This is a genomic window from Candidatus Darwinibacter acetoxidans (assembly GCF_041936445.1).
Taxonomy (GTDB): domain Bacteria; phylum Bacillota; class Limnochordia; order Darwinibacteriales; family Darwinibacteriaceae; genus DTU010.
The window spans coordinates 23689-39624 of record NZ_JBHGXH010000154.1 but is presented as its reverse complement, the minus strand read 5'-3'; the positions used below and the strand labels follow the sequence as shown (position 1 = coordinate 39624).

Sequence of the window (15936 nt, the reverse complement as noted above, 5' to 3'; positions counted from 1 at the left end):
GGTCCCTGCCCACCCCCGAACCTTAAAGCGTTACGGGCTATGTAAGGGATGAACAGGGCGCGCCCATAGCAGATGTGTTGATGATCGCTGAGGGACAAAACCCCATGACATCTACCACCCTCAGCGACGGTTCTTACCAGCTCACGGGCCTCACGGGGCCCACGATCATCCGGGCCCAGAAGGACAACTGGATTTTCTCCGAGCCGCAGATGGTGGATGGAGAAAGAAGCGATCTGGACTTCACGGGACGCCTGAAAACCTACCCCCTGTTCATCACAGTTGAAGGGAAAGGCACAGTGAAAGAAAGGCTCCTAGCTTCCGCCGAAGGCGTCGAGTATCCCCATGGAACTACTGTGGAGCTCACCGCCTGGCCTGCGCCTAACTACGAGTTCAGCCACTGGACCGGGGATCTCACGGGCCAGGCTAACCCAGCCCAGATCACCATCACCTCAGAAACCCAGGTTACAGCCGTATTCGTAGGAGGCAGTGCGAACCTCGCGGGAACGATCGGCGTGGAACACAGCTTCCCCCGTTCGGTGGTGGACGTGCAGGAGGCAGCCCACCGGCCCCTGGGGGAAAGCCAGCTAAGCGAGTGGGAAGCGGATCCCACAGAGTTGATCATCGCCTTTGACCCAAGCCTAAGCGAGGCTGAGCAGCTGCAGGTCTTGGCCGATTTGGGCTACGAAATCCTGGATCGTCTGCGGGTGCTCAATGCTTACTTAGTGAGGGACAGCAGCCCTGACCAGCTGGGCATGATCAGTGCCCTCGCCCGGCCCGAGGTTCAGTATGCGGAGCCGAATGCCAGGGTCAGTGTTCTGTCCACAGTTCATCCCACTGACCCCCGCTACCCCGATCAGTGGCACTACCGCCTCATTCGCCTGCCCCAGGCTTGGTCGGTAACCACAGGCAGCACAGCCATCCGCATCGCGGTGCTGGACACGGGCATCCAGCCCAATCACCCGGACCTAGCTAGGCAGCTGGACCAGGAGTACGGGTACAACTTCGTCCAGGGCAGCAGGAATTTCGCGGATGACCGAGGTCACGGAACCCATGTGGCCGGCACCATCGGCGCGGTCACCAACAACGGCCTCGGTGTGGCCGGGGTGCTCTGGGATGTGGAGATCCTACCCGTGAAGGTCCTCTCGGCAAGCGGGAGCGGCACCTCCTGGGCTTTGGCCCAAGGCCTGCTCTATGCCGCGGGGCTCCTGGATGAGCCGGGCAAGCCCTTTAACCCCCGCCCAGCTCAGGTGATTAACCTCTCTTTGGGCAGCCCAGACAAAATGGGGCATGTGGACAATGCCATAGATCTGATCCTGAGGGAAAGCGGCTGCATCATAGTTGCCTCCGCGGGCAATGACTACGGAGCTCCTGTCTACCATCCCGCGGCCCACCCCGGGGTGATCGCGGTGGGTGCTGTGGACTCCGGTTTTGGGTCTAGACCCCGCAGGACCTCCTACTCCAACTACGGCCCAGAGCTGAATGTGATGGCTCCAGGGGGAGACGGGTCGATGGGCGGCGTCTTGAGTACTTACACCGGCGGGAGCTACAGTTACATGGCCGGCACCTCCATGGCCGCGCCCCATGTGAGCGGTGTTGTGGGCCTGATGCTGGCCAGCGGCATCCCCCCGCAGCAGGTAAAAGAAGTCCTCCAAGCCACCAGCATGCCCCTGGGCCCACAGGAGTTCAGCCCCGAATACGGCTATGGGCTGATCAACGCCTACTGGGCGGTAAATGGTGCGGACACCATGCGTCTCCTGGTGGGCAGGAGGGAAGGAAGTGAGATCATCCCGGTGCGGGAAGCGGCGCTGCCTTCCAAGGGCGGCAGCTTCCAGCTGCAGGGGATCCCCGAGGGGGAATACCAGGTCTTTGCCTGGGTGGACGTTCAAACGGGAACGAACACCCTCGAACCTGGAGATTATTTCAACCAGTCCCTGCCAGTGCATTTTGAGGATGGCGCCAGCTATGAGGTCCTGGGCACCGTTTTCGAACTGGATGCGGACCTCAAACCCGCCGGCACAGCCCTCCTGCAGGTTCAGCGCATCAACTAGATATTCCACAGGGAAGAGGTGCTAGATTTGGCCCTAATTCGCTCCAGCATGAGATGGCTGCCCCTGCTTCTAGCTTCACTCCTGCTCAGCGCCTGCTTCTGGTGGGGTCCCCCCCGGGAATACACGATCAAAGGCACCGTGATGGAGGAGAACGACAATCCCCTGGCAGATGTGCTCATCTACGCCACAGGCCAGGTGGAGAAAAGCACAAGAACCGATGAACAGGGCCGCTACATCCTCCCGGGCCTCAAGGGAACCACCGTGATTCGGCCAGAGCTGCCCGGCTGGGTGTTCTTACCACCCTACAAGCAGGTCCACAGAACCTCCACAGTGGATTTCACCGCCGTGGTCGGCGCAGTGCTTTCCGGAACCATTGCGGTGGAGCACAGCTTCCCCCGCTCCGTTGTGGACCCATTCCAGGTAAACTATGGGCCCCAGACTGTTGGGGTTTCATGGCCTGCTGCGGAAAGCCCGGACTGGTACGAGATGGATTTCGAACCCTCAGAGCTGATCATCGCCTTCGAGGAAAGCGTAAGTGCCCAGGAGCAGCTCAAGATCCTAGAGGATCTGGGCTTGGTCATCCTGGATCGCCTGGCCATCCTCAACGCCTACCTGGTGCAGGTTCCGGACAGGTGGGAACAGGGGCTGGTGCGGGCCCTTTCCGCACCTGGTATCAAGTACGCCGAGCCCAATGGGAAGGTCCTGGCCCTGGGTGTTGTTCAGCCCAACGATGAGCTCTACGGCCAGCAGTGGCACTATCCCTTAATCCGCCTGCCCCAGGCCTGGTCCGTGGTGACAGGCGATACCTCCATCCGCATCGCCGTGGTGGATTCGGGGGTGAAAAAAGACCACCCAGAGCTGGCAGCGAAGCTGGACCACCGCTATGGGTACAACTTCGTGGCCGGGAACGATGACTTCGACGATGACTACGGACACGGAACCCACGTAGCCGGCACCATCGGCGCAGCCACCAACAACCGCCTGGGCGTGGCGGGGGTCATGTGGGATGTGGAGCTGCTGCCGGTTAAGGTCCTGAACGAGAGGGGCCGGGGAGGTGAGTGGGAACTCGTCCACGGACTGCTCTATGCCGCGGGCCTCTTGGATGAACCGGACAAGCCCCGCAACCCCTATCCAGCGGACGTGATCAACCTCTCCCTGGGCAGCCGCGCCGAGATGGTGCATCTACGGGATGCTGTGGAGCGTATCAGCCGGGAGACAAATTGCATCCTGGTGGCTGCCGCTGGCAACGGCTGGGGGCCTGGGGTGTACTATCCCGCCCGCTATCCCGAGGTGATCGCCGTGGGGGCAGTGGATTACAACTACCCCCACCAGCCGCAGCGGACCCGCTATTCCAGCTACGGTCCGGGGCTGGACGTGATGGCACCGGGGGGCGATATCCATAACGATACAGATGGGAACGGAGAAGACGATGGCGTCCTGAGCACCGCCTATGACGGTGACTATGGGTACAAAGAGGGCACCTCCATGGCCACCCCCCACATCTCCGGTGTGATCGGGCTGATGCTGGCCGCGGGGATCCCGCCGCAGCAGGTCAGGGAGATACTCCAAGCTGCGAGTATGCCCCTGGGCCCCGCGGAGTTCAGCGAAGAGTACGGTTATGGGCTGATCAATGCCTACTGGGCCGTGAATGCGGTGGAAGAGATGCGCTTGGTGGTGGGTAGGAGAACAGGCAACAGAGTCGAGGTGGTGAAGGAAACCACCCTGCCCGCCAAGGGCGGATCTTTCGAGCTGATCGCTCCACCAGGTGAGTACCAGATCATGGCCTGGGTGGATGTGCAGCGCACCGGAGATGTTTTGGAGCCGGGGGACTATTTCAACGAATCGGATCTGATCACTTTAGAGTCGGGTAAGAGCTACACCGTAAGCGGCACAATCCTGGAACTGGATAGCGAGCTTACCCTGCCCCCCACCCGGCTCCTCGTTGTGGAAGCTGGGGCGCCGTAGCCCTTTTCCATTCAAAATGGCGGCGCAGCAATGATTAAGCCCCCCGCACTTCCCAGATGTGAAGTGCCGAGGGGCTTTTCTCAGCGCAGCAGATATCGCGGCCACCACCGCAAGTTTCCTTGCACCGCCAGACGTACCTTGGTCAGCCCTGGGGCCTCAGCAGCGCCTCTTCCCACTCCTTTTGCCCAAAGCCTACCAGCACGAACTCATCCCCCACCAGCAGGGGCCTTTTCACCAGGAGACCATCGCTGGCCAGGATGGCGATCTGTTCCTCAGGGCCCAAGCTGGGCAGTTTATCCTTCAGCCCCAGCTCCCGGTATTTCTGCCCGCTGGTGTTGAAAAAGCTCTTCAAGGGGCGCCTGGACCTTTCCACCCATGCCTTCAGTTCATCCGCTGAGGGCTTGTCCTCTTTGATATCCCGATACTGGTAAGGGATGCCCTGTTCATCGAGCCAAGCCTTGGCCCGGCGGCAGGTCCCTCAGCGGGGATAGCACAGCAGTACATAATTCATTACCAATCTCCTAACTAATCTAGTCTGGAACTCAATACCAGCCTACCCTATAATCTAACCAGCACTAGTCTGCGAGGTGTACCATGCTGAAGAAGTATCTGCTGCTCACCTTGGGAACGCTGGCTTTGGGTTTAGGGGTGGTGGGCTTATTTCTGCCAGTACTGCCCACCACTCCCCTGCTTTTGACTGCGGCCTACTGCTACCTGCGCAGCTCCCCCTCCCTGTACCGGTGGCTGGTGAACCACCGCCTCCTGGGCCGGGGCCTCAAGGATTACCTGGAGCGGCGGGTTGTTCCCCGCAGGGCCAAGGTAGTGGCCCTAAGCACCCTCTGGCCGTCACTCCTCATTTCCATGCTCTTGATCCCCCTGCCCGCGGTGCGTCTCTTCCTGGCCCTGGTGGGCCTGGCGGTTAGTTACTATATCCTCCGGCTGAAGGAAAGGGTGGCAGAAGCTTAAGCCAGAAGCGCCAGTTTTTCCTTCAGTTCAGCCAGATCCAAGAGCTTCTTCTGGCCCACCACTTCCGAAAGGGGTACCGCCGTGGGCTTGCCGTTTTGCAGACCGGCTAGGCGGCCCGTTTGGCCGGCCAGGGCCAGATCCACCGCGTAGTTGGCGTAGAAAGCCGCCAGCTCCACATCCTGGGGCACGGGCGTTCCGCCTCTGAGCATGTATCCCATCACCTGCACCCGGGGGTTCCTGCCGGTGCGCTGCTTGTACAGATCCCCCACGATGTGGCTGACCCCTGCGTAGGCGATGTTGCCAAAGGCATCCCGCTGCAGTCCAGCCCGCTCCACGCCTTCCAGCTGGATTCCCTCGGACACGATGGCCAAAGCCGCTTGGCCGTTCTCCCGCCGGTACCGCTCCATGGCGCTCACCATCTCATCAAAGGTCATGGCCCCCTCCGGGCACATGCAGGCGCAGGCCGGGGTGTTCACCGCCACTCCCAAGGCCAACCAGCCCGCATCGCGACCCATGATCTCCACGATCATGTCCCGGTCATGGGCCACGTTGCTGTTCACCATGCTGTTCACAGCGCGCACGCCTTGGTAGATGGCCGTGTAGTAGCCCAGGGAACGGTCGGTGCCCTGCACGTCATCGTCGATGGTCTGGGCCACGCCCACTACGGTAAAGCCCATCCCCGCCAGGTGATTGGCCACCCCCAAGGTGTCGTCACCGCCCATGGCGATCAGTACGTCCACCTCGCGGTCTTCGAGACTCGCCAAGACCTTGTCCATTTCTCCGTCTTTGATGGGATTCTTACGCTCAGTGCCTAAGATGGTTCCCGGGGTGAAGCGATGTTGGGCAAGGCATTTTCTTCCCAGCTCAACTGCGTCGTTGTTCACCAAACCCAGCCAGCTGCGGCGGAAACCAATCAGGCTGTGCCCTTCCCTTTCCAGGCGCTGGGCTAAAAAGTACAGGAAGTCATTGATCCCAGATGAATCTCCTCCACCAGTCAAAACCGCGAACTTCAAAATATCCTCCTCCTTGCTATCCTTCTCGAAACCCGCTTCACAGGTTTCGAGTTGTCCATGTATTTTCCTTCTATACTTAGTCCAATTTCGCGGTGGATATGCCTAATTTCCAAGGACTTTAACTAAAAAACCATAAATATCCGCTTGTTCTTCCACGATTTTTGCCGTGGGTTTACCGTGGCCATGGCCTGCCTTCGTATCTACTCGGAGCAGAATCGGTGCCGCCCCCCGCTGCGCCCCCTGCAGAGCAGCCCTGAACTTGTAGGCATGGGCGGGAACCACCCGGTCATCGCCATCGGCGGTGACGATGATGGTGGGGGGATACTCCCCGGGCGCGGCATTGTGCAGGGGCGAATACCTGTAGAGGAACTGGAAGTGCTCAGGATTAGTTTCGGCATTGCCGTACTCCGGTACCCAGTAGCGGCCCACTGTAAATTTATGGAAACGGAGCATGTCGGTGACGGGAACCACGCAGACCACAGCGCCGAACAGCTCGGGACGCTGCACCAGCACCGCGGAAACCAAGAGCCCCCCGTTGCTGCGCCCCTCGATCACCAGCTTCTCCCTACTGGTATACTTATTCTCAATCAACCACTCAGCCGCGGCGATGAAATCGTCGAACACATTTTGCTTGTTTTCCAGCATACCCGCGCGATGCCACTCTTCCCCGTATTCGCTGCCGCCCCGGAGATTGGCCACAGCATACACGCCTCCCTGTTCTAGCCACCAAAGGCGTCCAGGGGAAAAACTTGGCGTGATGGCGATGTTAAACCCGCCGTAGCCGTAGAGCAGATTCGGGTTTTGACCATCGAGCTTGAGTCCCCGCTTGTGCACCAAGAACATGGAAACCTGGGTCCCATCCTTGGAAGGGTAGAACACCTGCTTAGTCTCGTAGTCCGCCGGGTCGAAGGTGAGCTTCAGCTCGCCAAAGGGCTTAAGCTGACCACTGGGAAACTCGTAGTGGTAGGCGGCCGCGGGGTGCAGGAAGGAAGTGAAGCTCAGGAAGAACTCCTTTTCGTCCTGCCTGCCCCACAGGCCCTGGACAGAACCCATGGTGGGCAGCTGCACATCTTTCAGGTACCTCCCGCTTTGGTCGTAGATGCTCAGGCGGGAATGGGCGTTATGCAGGAAGGAGACCACGAAGCAGCCGCTTATATAGCAGGCCTGGTCGATCACATCTTCCTGTTCCGGCAGGATTTCCACCCACTGCTCCCGGCCTGGATTTTTCAAGTCCACCGCGATGATCCGGCCCCTGGGAGCCTCCAAGTTGGTGACAAGATAAAAGGTGGAGCCATGGCTGCCCAAGAAGCGGTAGCTGGCCTCCCCTGGCTCAAACAGATGGACAAAGCCAGGCTCTCCCCCCAGGGGGCGGTAGTAAAGGCCGTTGCGCCGGTCGGTGCCCTCGAAGACGTGGAGAAGCAGATACTGCTGATCCCAGGTCAAGCTCACATGGAAGCTGAGCTCCTTGCGCTCGGGAAGTTCAAAGATCAGGACGTCTTCCTCCTGGTCTGTGCCTAAAGCGTGCCAGTAGACCTGGTTGAAGTTGCTTTCATCCCCGGGGTCAACCGTCCCAGGCGCGGGATAGCGGGTGTAGTAAAAGCCCAGGTCCCGGAACCAGGCCATGTTGGTAAAGCGGCACCAGCGCAGCACCTCCGGGAGATCCTCGCCTTTTTCCAGATCCCGGATGCGGATCTCCTGGCGGTCACTGCCGTGGACCGAAACGGTGTAAGCCACGAACCGGCCGCCCTCTTCCACGCTGTAGTTGCTCATGGCCACAGTTCCATCTGGGCTCCAGCTGTTGGGGTCCAAAACCATCTTCGGCTCACCGCTGAGGCCCCGTTGGCGGTAGAGCACCGGCTGGTTCTGGAGGCCGCTGTTCTTTTCAAAAAAGATCCAGGAACCGGCCCGGCGGGGCAGCTGGGTCCTGGGATAGTTCCAAAGCTCCTGCAGGCGGGCCTTGATGGCCGGACGGGGGTCCTCCCCTTGCAGAAACGCTTCGGTGAGGGCGTTCTGCCGCTCCACCCAAACTTGCACCTCCGGATCGCCGCTGTCTTCCAGCCAGCGGTAGGGATCCGCCACCGGCGTGCCGTGATAGTCCTCAACCACATTTACCTTCTTGGTCTGCATGCTTCCGCTCCTTTTGCAGTGTAGTCCACCTTAGAAAGTTCGCCAGCCAGGCGCGGTTTCCCTTTCCAACAGGAAGGCCCTGTCCCGGTGATACTAGGACAGGGCCGCAGCTTAAATGGCCTTTTTGAACTCTTCATAGCGCAGGGCCAGAAGGTCCCGGTCTGGGTATTGGCTAGCCTTCCTAGGCAGGATCAACCGCTGGTTGTGCATCTCCTGAATCCCGTGGCGGAGCATGGGCCCGTCCCTTTCTTCCAGCAGCTCCCGGCGGATTTGGATCTTGTAATCGGGCGTGACGCCGATGAAATGCCGGTCAAAGGCCGCATGGTGAATCTTGCAGAGGGCCAGGCCGTTGGTGACCAGTGGCTCACCCAAGGGGTCCCGGTCTGGGACAATGTGGGCGGCATCCAGCAGCTCGGCCCGGCGCAGGCGGCAGAAGGCACACTGGCTCTGGTAGGCGGCCAGCACCCGCTCCCGGAAGGACCTTTGATGCAGGCGCATCCGGAAGCTGGCGGTGATATAGCGCCGGCGGCCCTCTTCCCCGCTTCCCGCCGCCTGCCCGGGCTCCAGGTAGCGCTTGTCATCCAGCGCCACAATGAAGGAAAGGCTGGCCTGATCTTCCCCGATGACATACACAGGCCAGGCGGCCAGATACTTACCGGGCAGGAGGGCATGGAAGTAGACCAAGGGGGCCTGCTTCAGCAGGGCTTCCCGCAGCCCCGCGTTTTCATGGTGGCGGGGGTCGGTGCCCCGATAGCGGTAACACAGAAGCCCGTCGGCAGTAAACCCGTCGTGGTAGGGAGATTGGTGGGATGTGCGGATGGAGATGGGTATGGATTTGAAGACCTTGGGTTTCCAGATCCCCTGCTGCCCAACCAAACTGATCCGGTGGCCCTGGTAGCTAAAACCATGCAGGAGAGTGGACCAGGGCAGTACATCGTCAAATCTGGTCTGCTCCTCCAGCCACTGAAAGACAGCTAACCTGATTTGGTCCTCCTGGGACATCAGCCCCTTCCCCCTTTTGTCAAATGGTACTAATTACCATATTCTGTCCCCAGGGGCCAAATCCTGCCCAACAAAAAAGGAGGGCGCCTGAGCACCCTCCGTCTAAGTTGTTTAGTGAATGGGGATCTGCCTGCGATCTGGCCCTTGGGCAGCCCGGGGGATGGTGATATCCAATACCCCGTTTTCGTACTTGGCCCGGACGTTTTCGGGATCGACGTTGCCCACGTAGAAGCTGCGCTGGCTGGAGGCCAGCCGCCGCTCGCGGCAGAGGTAGTTTTCATTCGTTTCGGATTTCAGCTCTTCAGCCCGCACCGCAATGGTCAGATAGCCATTGTCCAAAGACAGGCGGATGTTGTCCTTGGCCACGCCAGGCAGATCTGCCTGGATGTGGTAACCGTCTTCTGTCTCCTTCACATCCACGCTGAAACTACCAAAACCGCCAAAGCCGGGGAAACCCTCCCAGACAGACTCCGGCCAGTTGAAGAAGTCCTGCCAGGTCTGGGGCCAGAAGAATTCTCCACGACTCCTTCTGCGAAACGGCATCAAGCGATACATGCTCACTACCTCCTCGGGTTTGATTTGCTCAACTTCAACTTGCAACCTTATTTTCCCACGAACATCAGGAAAGGTCAAAGTCAAAGAAGGTCAAATATCTCTCCCCAGGGGTAGTATTTCCCGATCTCAGTGAAATAACTGCCGTTTGCTCAGCCAAGCTCCCCCAAACGCCTAGGGGATCACGGAGTAGCCTCGCCTAGCCAGTTCCCCTTTGATCTCTTCCAGATCCTTACCCTTCAGGGCTGCCCCCTTGGGCAGGGTCATGACCCTGCCTGCTGTTTTCAGCATGGCCGGATTGGTGATGCTGGCAAAGCCCAGCTCAGCCAGGATCTGCACCAACTCCGGGTGCTCCTGGACCAGTTCGTACACGGTCTTGTTCAGATCGATCGCCTTTTCCATGGACAGTTCGCCCCCCCTACTGCTTTCCTGATCCCAGGGTACAACAACCTAGGGGCAAACTCCACAGAAATTCTTTATTTCTTCAGTAAGAAAATGATGAAATTGGGCACCCGCCGCTCGTCCGCGAGGGAGGGGTAAGCTGCCACCGCTTCCGGTGTAACCGTGGGCTCGATCAGGTCCTCCAGGGTAAACCCGGCCCGGAGGAAACTGCGCAGGTAGGTGGAAAGGGTCCGGTGGAAGTTGGTGATCTGCACGCCCTTCATGCTGAAATGCCGCTCGCCCTCTGCGAAGTAGTTGTCCAGCATGACGTGCTGTTTGGCCCCATCAGGTCCCCTTAGCCAGCTTCCCCCGGCGGAACGCATGGGATGGATGTTGGCCACCACAAAGCGCCCCCCAGCTTTGAGCACCCGGAACACTTCCCGCACATTGGCGTCGAAATCGGGGAGATCGCACTGGTTGAGGTAGGAAACGACCAGGTCAAAACTGGCCTCCGCCAGGAAGCTGAGATCCTGGGCATCGGCCAGCAGGTACTCGTCCCTACCGGACTGCAGCTCCCGGGCGGCTTCAATCATGGGCGGACAGTTGTCCACGCCCAGCACATACCCTGCCCCCCGCTCCACCAGCATGCGGCAAAAGCGGCCCTCGCCGCAGCCGCAGTCCAGGATGCGCAGGCCCTGAACATCGCCGCAGGCTGCGAGCATGTAGGCATCCAGGAGCCCTTTGCGGGAAAGATCCCCCCCGGCTCTTGCTTCCTCGATCCAATAGGGTGCCATTTCCACCCATTCCCGCCGCAGGTGCTCATAGTCTTTGGCCATTGGTTCTTACCTCCGTAGGGATCGCTCGGTTTACCTAGAATTCTAGCAGAGGGCGGCGCCCCCCGCCCTATCTTTACCAAAAGATAACATTTTCCCGTGAACCATCCCGGGAGCGCAGACGACTAGAGGGGTGAAGGGGCTGAGGAAAGTGGATCTGGCGGCACTGTACAGCGCATATGCCGATGCCGTTTACGGCTATCTAGCCTTCAAACTCCAAGACAGGCAGCTGGTGGAAGACCTGGTGCAGGAAACCTTTCTAGCCGCCCAGGAGGGGCTGGACCGCCTGGAGACGGTGCATTCCCCCAAGGCGTGGCTGCTGGCCATCGCCCATAACAAAATGGTGGACTTCCTGCGCCGGCGCCCCCCTGACCTGCCCCTGATCTGGGAAGGCGCAGCTGTAGGCGACTCTTCAGCCCTGTTTGTGGAGGAAGCCCTCAAGCAGCTTGCGGACCTGGAGCGCACCATCGTGTACGGGCTCTACGTGGAAGGTTTTACCTACCGGGAGCTCGCGGAGATGTTGAGCCTGCCTGAGGGCACAGTCAAAAGCAAAGCCCATAACGCCCGCAGACACCTCTATCGCTGGCTGCAGGAGGGAGAAAGATGAGCGCACCAAAGGAAGACTACAGCGAGCTGGCTTGGGGCCTGATCTATGGCAAGCTCTCAGACGGGGAAAGGCAGCTGGCCCTGAGGCTTACAGCCACAGACCCTGAGTTTTTGGAGGTACTGCGCCTGGAGCTCGCCTTGCAAAAAGAACTGGCCCGCCTGAAGGCAGCCATGCCAGAGGCAGTCAAACAGAGGGTCTACTCTTCCTTAACGGGAAGTGGGAGCCGGGTGCTCGTTCAAGAAGTACTGCGCACAGTGCTGGAGGAAGCACTGCCGCAGATGTTGTGGCCGGTTATGAAAATCTTGGAAAGGAGTGTCTTAGCCAGTGAGCAACTCTGATATTCCCGTGAAAGAAATCGGTGAGATGCTGGATCTTGTTGCCGAAAAGCTGCCCAGGCTGATCAAGGAGCTCTTCCAAACCCTCTATTCCCAGGAGGGAGCAGAGCGCATGAGCCAAGCGGCGGGTACGTTCTACAAGAACCTGATCGACGCGGGTATGGAAAAACAGGATGCCCTGTACCTGACGGAGGAATACCTGAACACCATCAAGTTCGTCACCAAGCAGTACGGGAACTCCTAGGGATGGGCCATGCTAGGTGGAGCGCTTTCCGCTTTGGTTGGCATCACCAAGACGCTGGGTAGGACGGTTTCAGCGGGCCCGGCCCTGCTCCTCAAACGCCGCAAAGCCCTGGACATTTTCGCCAGGGGCCTGCGGGCCCAGGGACTAGACCCCGAGGCAGTGAAGGAGCTCACCGCTGCCTATAAAAACCTGGGCAGCCTGGAGAGTTGGTTTTCCCGCCCCCGGGAGTAGCGAAAAGCAGGTTCCGCCGCCCCTTGCGGCTGAACCTGCTCTGTTTTTGTCCCTTCTGGCGGCTTACGGTGCCGCCACCACCCGGTTACGCCCCAGCTCTTTGGCCTGGTAGAGGGCGCGATCTGCCCGGTTGTAGTAGTCCCGCACCCCTTCCGCGCCGGTGAGGGCCGCCACGCCGATGCTCAGCGTAATCCGCACTTCACTGCCGCCCAGGGTGAAGCTGTGTCCTTCCACCAGCTCCCGCAGGCGCTCCGCCAGGCGGGCCGCTTCCCCCAGAGGCACTCCCGGTGCCAGGATCACAAACTCCTCGCCCCCCAGGCGCACCAGAACACTTTCCGCCGGGATGTTTTTCTCCAGCAGCGCCGCCAGCTCCCGCAGGAGATCGTCCCCCGCCAGGTGCCCATGGGTATCGTTCACCAGCTTGAAGCGATCGATATCACACATGAGCAGGGCAGCCTGGCTCTGCCCCTCCCGCACCAAGGCGGCCTCCCGATCAATGCGTTCGTCCAGGAACCTCCGGTTGGGCAGGCCCGTCAAGGAGTCCAAATAGGCCAGAACCCGCAGTTTCCGCTGCTGCTCCTCGATGGTCCTCTGCTGAAGAGTGGTTTGGCGGAAATGCAGCCAGTTCAGCAGGGAGAGGGCGTAACCCAAGGCGGCGGCGATGAGGCCGTTCACCTGGTTGGAGAGAATCACACTGCCTGGATGGCCCCCCACCAGGACCAGTCCCCGGTTGAAGGCGAAATAGGCCAGCCCGAAAAGGAGCAGGGCATGGTGGGGATGCAGATAATACAAAGTGCCCACCATGGTGGCGCTGAGGAGAAAGGCGGCAATACTGGCCATGGCGAGCTGGTCGATGAGGGAGATAGCCAACCCCGCGGCCAGCACATAGCAGGCAACGCCGTAGACAAACAGGGCCCGTTTCCGGGCGCTGCTCCCGGATCCCTTGATCCGCCAAGCGGCCAACCAGATCAGCATGCTGATAACGCTCACGGTGAAGTTGACCCCGCTGATCAAGTTCCGCCAGAGCAGTTCCCTACCTCCATGAGGCACATTGCGCAGCCAGAAACTTAGGGCCACCAAGAAGTTCCCCAGGGACAGCACAGGCGCGGTCCAGAAGACCCGCTGCACGCTGGCCGCGATGGCCTGGTCCTTCAGCTCCTGATCTACACCAAACGTATTTAGTTGACGCCGGAAAGAGCGCCACTTAGTCCGCAGCCACCCCATGACCTCAACCCCCAACCGGCAGGAAATGACAGGAAGTCCCATATTCCCCATCCGACAGCAAACTCCTGCTGCCCTCCAGAAAAAAAGCAGGCCCCTGCCCTGCGGCACAGGAGCCTGCCAGCTTGAGGCACCCTAGACTAGCTAGAGGATGCCATACCTCCTGACGATCATCTGATCATCCCCCTTTCGCCCTGAATTGGCGGGTCCCACCACTACCCATTGTACCACCTCACAACGCCTGGGCCTCCCGAGAATCCTTGGGACTCATTCTTTCCGGCCGGAGCTCACGATTTTGCGGATGCTGTCATAGCTCAAGTGATAGCGCTCCATGAGGGAGGCGATGCTCTCGCCCCTTTGGTAGCGCTCTGCGATCTCCCGGTTCCGGCTCCGGATCTGCTGGCGGGCCCCGTTGCGCTCTCCCCAGCCCAGCCGGGCTTCGGGCCGCTTGGGGATGTAAAGCTCCACTCCCTGCACATACTCCTGAATCTCCGCCAGGAGATCTGCAGGCAGCACTTCTTCAGCCTTTACATACATAAAAGCCAACGCCCTCCTTATCCTTCTTCCCCGAGGCGCTGGCCTTGAGCCGGGTCAAAACAGGCTGAAACAGCTCAGCCCCAGATCCGAGGCGGGCCAACGCCATGGCTGTGCAAGCTTCCACTGCTCACCAAGATCATCTAACCCACCTCCTCATAGGTCGTGCTAACTCTAGAATACAGCCCCGCAGCTGCTGGGGCAAGGGAAAGTCACTTCCGAATCAATCTTTCCCCCCGGGCGGGGCCTCCAGCTCAAATTCCTGCACCAGCTGCTGCAGGCGATCCGCCATCATGCTCAGTTCCTGGGTGGCCGAGGCAATGGTGGCCATGGAGGCCGACTGCTCTTCGGTGGTGGCCGCCAGTTCCTGGCTGCCGGAACTGATCAGCTCCAAACCCCGGGAGACTTCCTTGATGGTGCCGGTAATCTCGGCGATCTGCTGCAAGATCAGGCGGAGCAGCTCGCCGCTTCTGGCCACCGCGCTGGCGCTTTCTGCGGCATCGGCGGCGCTTTTGGTGATGCCCACCACGGTACGCTCCGCTTCTCCTTGGATGGCCTGCACCAGCTGGGTGATGCGCTTGCTGGATGCTGCCGCCTCTTCCGCCAGCTTGCGCACTTCCTCTGCCACAACCGCAAAGCCGCGGCCGTGTTCGCCCGCTCTAGCCGCCTCAATGGCGGCGTTGAGGGCTAAAAGGTTGGTCTGGTCGGCGATGTCGGTGATGGCCCCCACGATCTGGCCGATCTCCCGGGAGCTTTCCCCCAGCCCCGTGACGGCCCCGGCCAGCTGCGCGAGGCTGTTTTTCAGCTCATCGGAAAGGTTGACAGCCCTGGCCACCACGGACTGCCCTTCGCTGGCGGAAGCTTCTATTCCCTCCGCAGCCCGCACCATCTCCGCCACGCTGCCGCCCATGGTCTGCACCGTGGAGGCGAACTGGTTGGCTGTGCCCGCCACTTCCTCAATGGTGGCGCTGGTCTGCTGGGCAGAAGCGGAAAGCTCCTGGCTGGCCCGGGCTGTGGCCCCCGCGGCCTCCAACACCCGGGCTAAAACGCTGCGCAGGGTCTCCTGCATGGCCTGAATCCCCCTGGCCACCAGCCCCACTTCGTCCTTCCGGTCCAAGATGGGTTCCGGTACTGAGGCGTGCAGCACCTTTCCGGCCAGCACATCCACATGGACCCCCAGTCCGGCCAGGGCCCGAATCAGGCGGGAGACGTTGAGAATGAGAATCAGGCTGAGGAGAAGGTAAGCGGAGCTGGCCAGGAGCACCGTGAGCAGGATGCTGCTGCGCAGCGTCCTGCCTACAATCTCCAAATTGACGCCCACGTTCACCGCCCCCGTGTACTGCTCATCCACGAAGACGGGGAGTAGAATATCCCAGACCATTTCCCCGCTGAGGGGATGCTCGGTCAAGGCCACATAGTTTGTCCTGCTTTCCAGGGCGGTGAGCTTTGCCCGATCCTGAAAGAGCTGCTCCCGGGTGAGGGCGTGGCTTACCGCCTCCGGCCGGCCCTGGGCATCGAAGATGGCCGCGTAGCTTAGGGTGGCACCACTGGTCACATCCACCACCAGGTGCTCAGGGCTGAGTTCCCGCTGAAGCTCGGCAAGTTCACTCAGCTTCTCCTCCCCGCTTTGGCCTTCGGCCTGTGCCGCCAGCTCCTCCAGGGCGGCCCGGGCCTGCCTGCCGGTGAGGAGCCTGGCCCTCACCTGCTGGGCCACGGCCAGTCCCCCGAGCCTTTTCTGCTCCAGGGTTCTGGTGTAGGGGACATACACGCTGGCTGCGCCCAAAACCGCGATGGTCACAAAGACCAGGATCAAGGGCACGATCACGACTTTCATGCGAATGGAATGCCGTCTTTTCATGGGCACCGCTCCCTTCTCA

The 15936-nt window shown here is 60.4% G+C and carries 17 protein-coding genes; 7 read left to right on the top strand and 10 right to left on the bottom strand.

The window, feature by feature from the left end; all coding sequences use genetic code 11:
• Window positions 1-80: 80 nt before the first annotated feature.
• On the top strand, window positions 81-2048 hold the full coding sequence (locus ACE4YL_RS05775; RefSeq protein ID WP_461367203.1) for a S8 family serine peptidase: 1968 nt from the start codon (window positions 81-83) through the stop codon (window positions 2046-2048).
• 27 nt (window positions 2049-2075) lie between these two features.
• Window positions 2076-4013 carry a S8 family serine peptidase gene (locus ACE4YL_RS05770; protein ID WP_461369354.1) on the top strand — a complete coding sequence of 646 codons (1938 nt, stop codon included), beginning with the start codon at window positions 2076-2078 and terminating at the stop codon, window positions 4011-4013.
• A gap of 142 nt (window positions 4014-4155) precedes the next feature.
• On the opposite strand, the gene ACE4YL_RS05765 is transcribed toward ACE4YL_RS05770, so the two are convergent.
• On the bottom strand, window positions 4156-4524 hold the full coding sequence (locus ACE4YL_RS05765) for an arsenate reductase family protein (RefSeq protein ID WP_461358630.1): 369 nt from the start codon (window positions 4522-4524) through the stop codon (window positions 4156-4158).
• Window positions 4525-4607: 83 nt separating this feature from the next.
• Here ACE4YL_RS05765 and ACE4YL_RS05760 point away from each other — a divergent pair, with 83 nt between their 5' ends.
• Window positions 4608-4979 carry a YbaN family protein gene (locus tag ACE4YL_RS05760; RefSeq protein WP_461358629.1) on the top strand — a complete coding sequence of 124 codons (372 nt, stop codon included), beginning with the start codon at window positions 4608-4610 and terminating at the stop codon, window positions 4977-4979.
• Here ACE4YL_RS05760 and ACE4YL_RS05755 read toward each other — a convergent pair.
• The 6 genes from ACE4YL_RS05755 to ACE4YL_RS05730 all read right to left on the bottom strand — a co-directional run bounded on the left by ACE4YL_RS05755 (window position 4976) and on the right by ACE4YL_RS05730 (window position 10890).
• The gene (locus tag ACE4YL_RS05755; protein ID WP_461358628.1) at window positions 4976-5992 is read right to left on the bottom strand and encodes a 6-phosphofructokinase; all 1017 of its coding nucleotides are present in this window, start codon (window positions 5990-5992) and stop codon (window positions 4976-4978) included. The two genes, ACE4YL_RS05760 and ACE4YL_RS05755, sit on opposite strands and share 4 nt — an antisense overlap.
• Window positions 5993-6094: 102 nt before the next feature.
• On the bottom strand, window positions 6095-8119 hold the full coding sequence (locus ACE4YL_RS05750; RefSeq protein WP_461359977.1) for a prolyl oligopeptidase family serine peptidase: 2025 nt from the start codon (window positions 8117-8119) through the stop codon (window positions 6095-6097).
• A 111-nt stretch (window positions 8120-8230) separates the two neighbouring features.
• Entirely contained in the window at window positions 8231-9121 is an 891-nt protein-coding gene (locus tag ACE4YL_RS05745) for an HNH endonuclease (protein ID WP_461358626.1), read from the bottom strand.
• Between the two features lie 111 nt (window positions 9122-9232).
• Window positions 9233-9676, bottom strand: a complete 444-nt coding sequence (locus tag ACE4YL_RS05740; protein ID WP_461358625.1) for an Hsp20/alpha crystallin family protein — start codon at window positions 9674-9676, stop codon at window positions 9233-9235.
• A 171-nt stretch (window positions 9677-9847) separates the two neighbouring features.
• On the bottom strand, window positions 9848-10075 hold the full coding sequence (locus tag ACE4YL_RS05735) for a DUF1858 domain-containing protein (protein WP_461358624.1): 228 nt from the start codon (window positions 10073-10075) through the stop codon (window positions 9848-9850).
• Between the two features lie 74 nt (window positions 10076-10149).
• Window positions 10150-10890, bottom strand: coding sequence for a class I SAM-dependent methyltransferase (locus ACE4YL_RS05730; RefSeq protein ID WP_461358623.1), 741 nt, complete (start codon window positions 10888-10890; stop codon window positions 10150-10152).
• A gap of 148 nt (window positions 10891-11038) precedes the next feature.
• On the opposite strand from ACE4YL_RS05730, the gene ACE4YL_RS05725 reads away from it, so the two are divergent.
• Genes ACE4YL_RS05725 through ACE4YL_RS05710 form a run of 4 tightly spaced genes read left to right on the top strand, consistent with a single transcriptional unit; the run spans window position 11039 to window position 12304 of the window.
• The gene (locus ACE4YL_RS05725) at window positions 11039-11494 is read left to right on the top strand and encodes an RNA polymerase sigma factor (RefSeq protein WP_461358622.1); all 456 of its coding nucleotides are present in this window, start codon (window positions 11039-11041) and stop codon (window positions 11492-11494) included.
• Window positions 11491-11832: a hypothetical protein gene (locus ACE4YL_RS05720; protein ID WP_461358621.1), complete on the top strand. Its 342-nt coding sequence runs from the start codon at window positions 11491-11493 to the stop codon at window positions 11830-11832. Before ACE4YL_RS05725 ends, ACE4YL_RS05720 begins: the two co-directional genes overlap by 4 nt.
• Window positions 11819-12073 (top strand): hypothetical protein, encoded by a 255-nt coding sequence (locus tag ACE4YL_RS05715; protein WP_461358620.1) that lies wholly within the window; start codon window positions 11819-11821, stop codon window positions 12071-12073. The genes ACE4YL_RS05720 and ACE4YL_RS05715 overlap by 14 nt, the downstream gene beginning before the upstream one ends.
• A 9-nt stretch (window positions 12074-12082) precedes the next feature.
• Window positions 12083-12304 carry a hypothetical protein gene (locus ACE4YL_RS05710; RefSeq protein ID WP_461358619.1) on the top strand — a complete coding sequence of 74 codons (222 nt, stop codon included), beginning with the start codon at window positions 12083-12085 and terminating at the stop codon, window positions 12302-12304.
• A 63-nt stretch (window positions 12305-12367) separates the two neighbouring features.
• Here ACE4YL_RS05710 and ACE4YL_RS05705 read toward each other — a convergent pair whose 3' ends face one another.
• The 3 genes from ACE4YL_RS05705 to ACE4YL_RS05695 form a co-directional block, all read right to left on the bottom strand.
• Window positions 12368-13528 (bottom strand): GGDEF domain-containing protein, encoded by a 1161-nt coding sequence (locus ACE4YL_RS05705; RefSeq protein ID WP_461359976.1) that lies wholly within the window; start codon window positions 13526-13528, stop codon window positions 12368-12370.
• 264 nt (window positions 13529-13792) lie between these two features.
• Window positions 13793-14062, bottom strand: coding sequence for a CD3324 family protein (locus tag ACE4YL_RS05700; RefSeq protein WP_461357953.1), 270 nt, complete (start codon window positions 14060-14062; stop codon window positions 13793-13795).
• Window positions 14063-14282: 220 nt separating this feature from the next.
• The gene (locus ACE4YL_RS05695; RefSeq protein WP_461359975.1) at window positions 14283-15917 is read right to left on the bottom strand and encodes a methyl-accepting chemotaxis protein; all 1635 of its coding nucleotides are present in this window, start codon (window positions 15915-15917) and stop codon (window positions 14283-14285) included.
• Window positions 15918-15936: the final 19 nt, after the last annotated feature.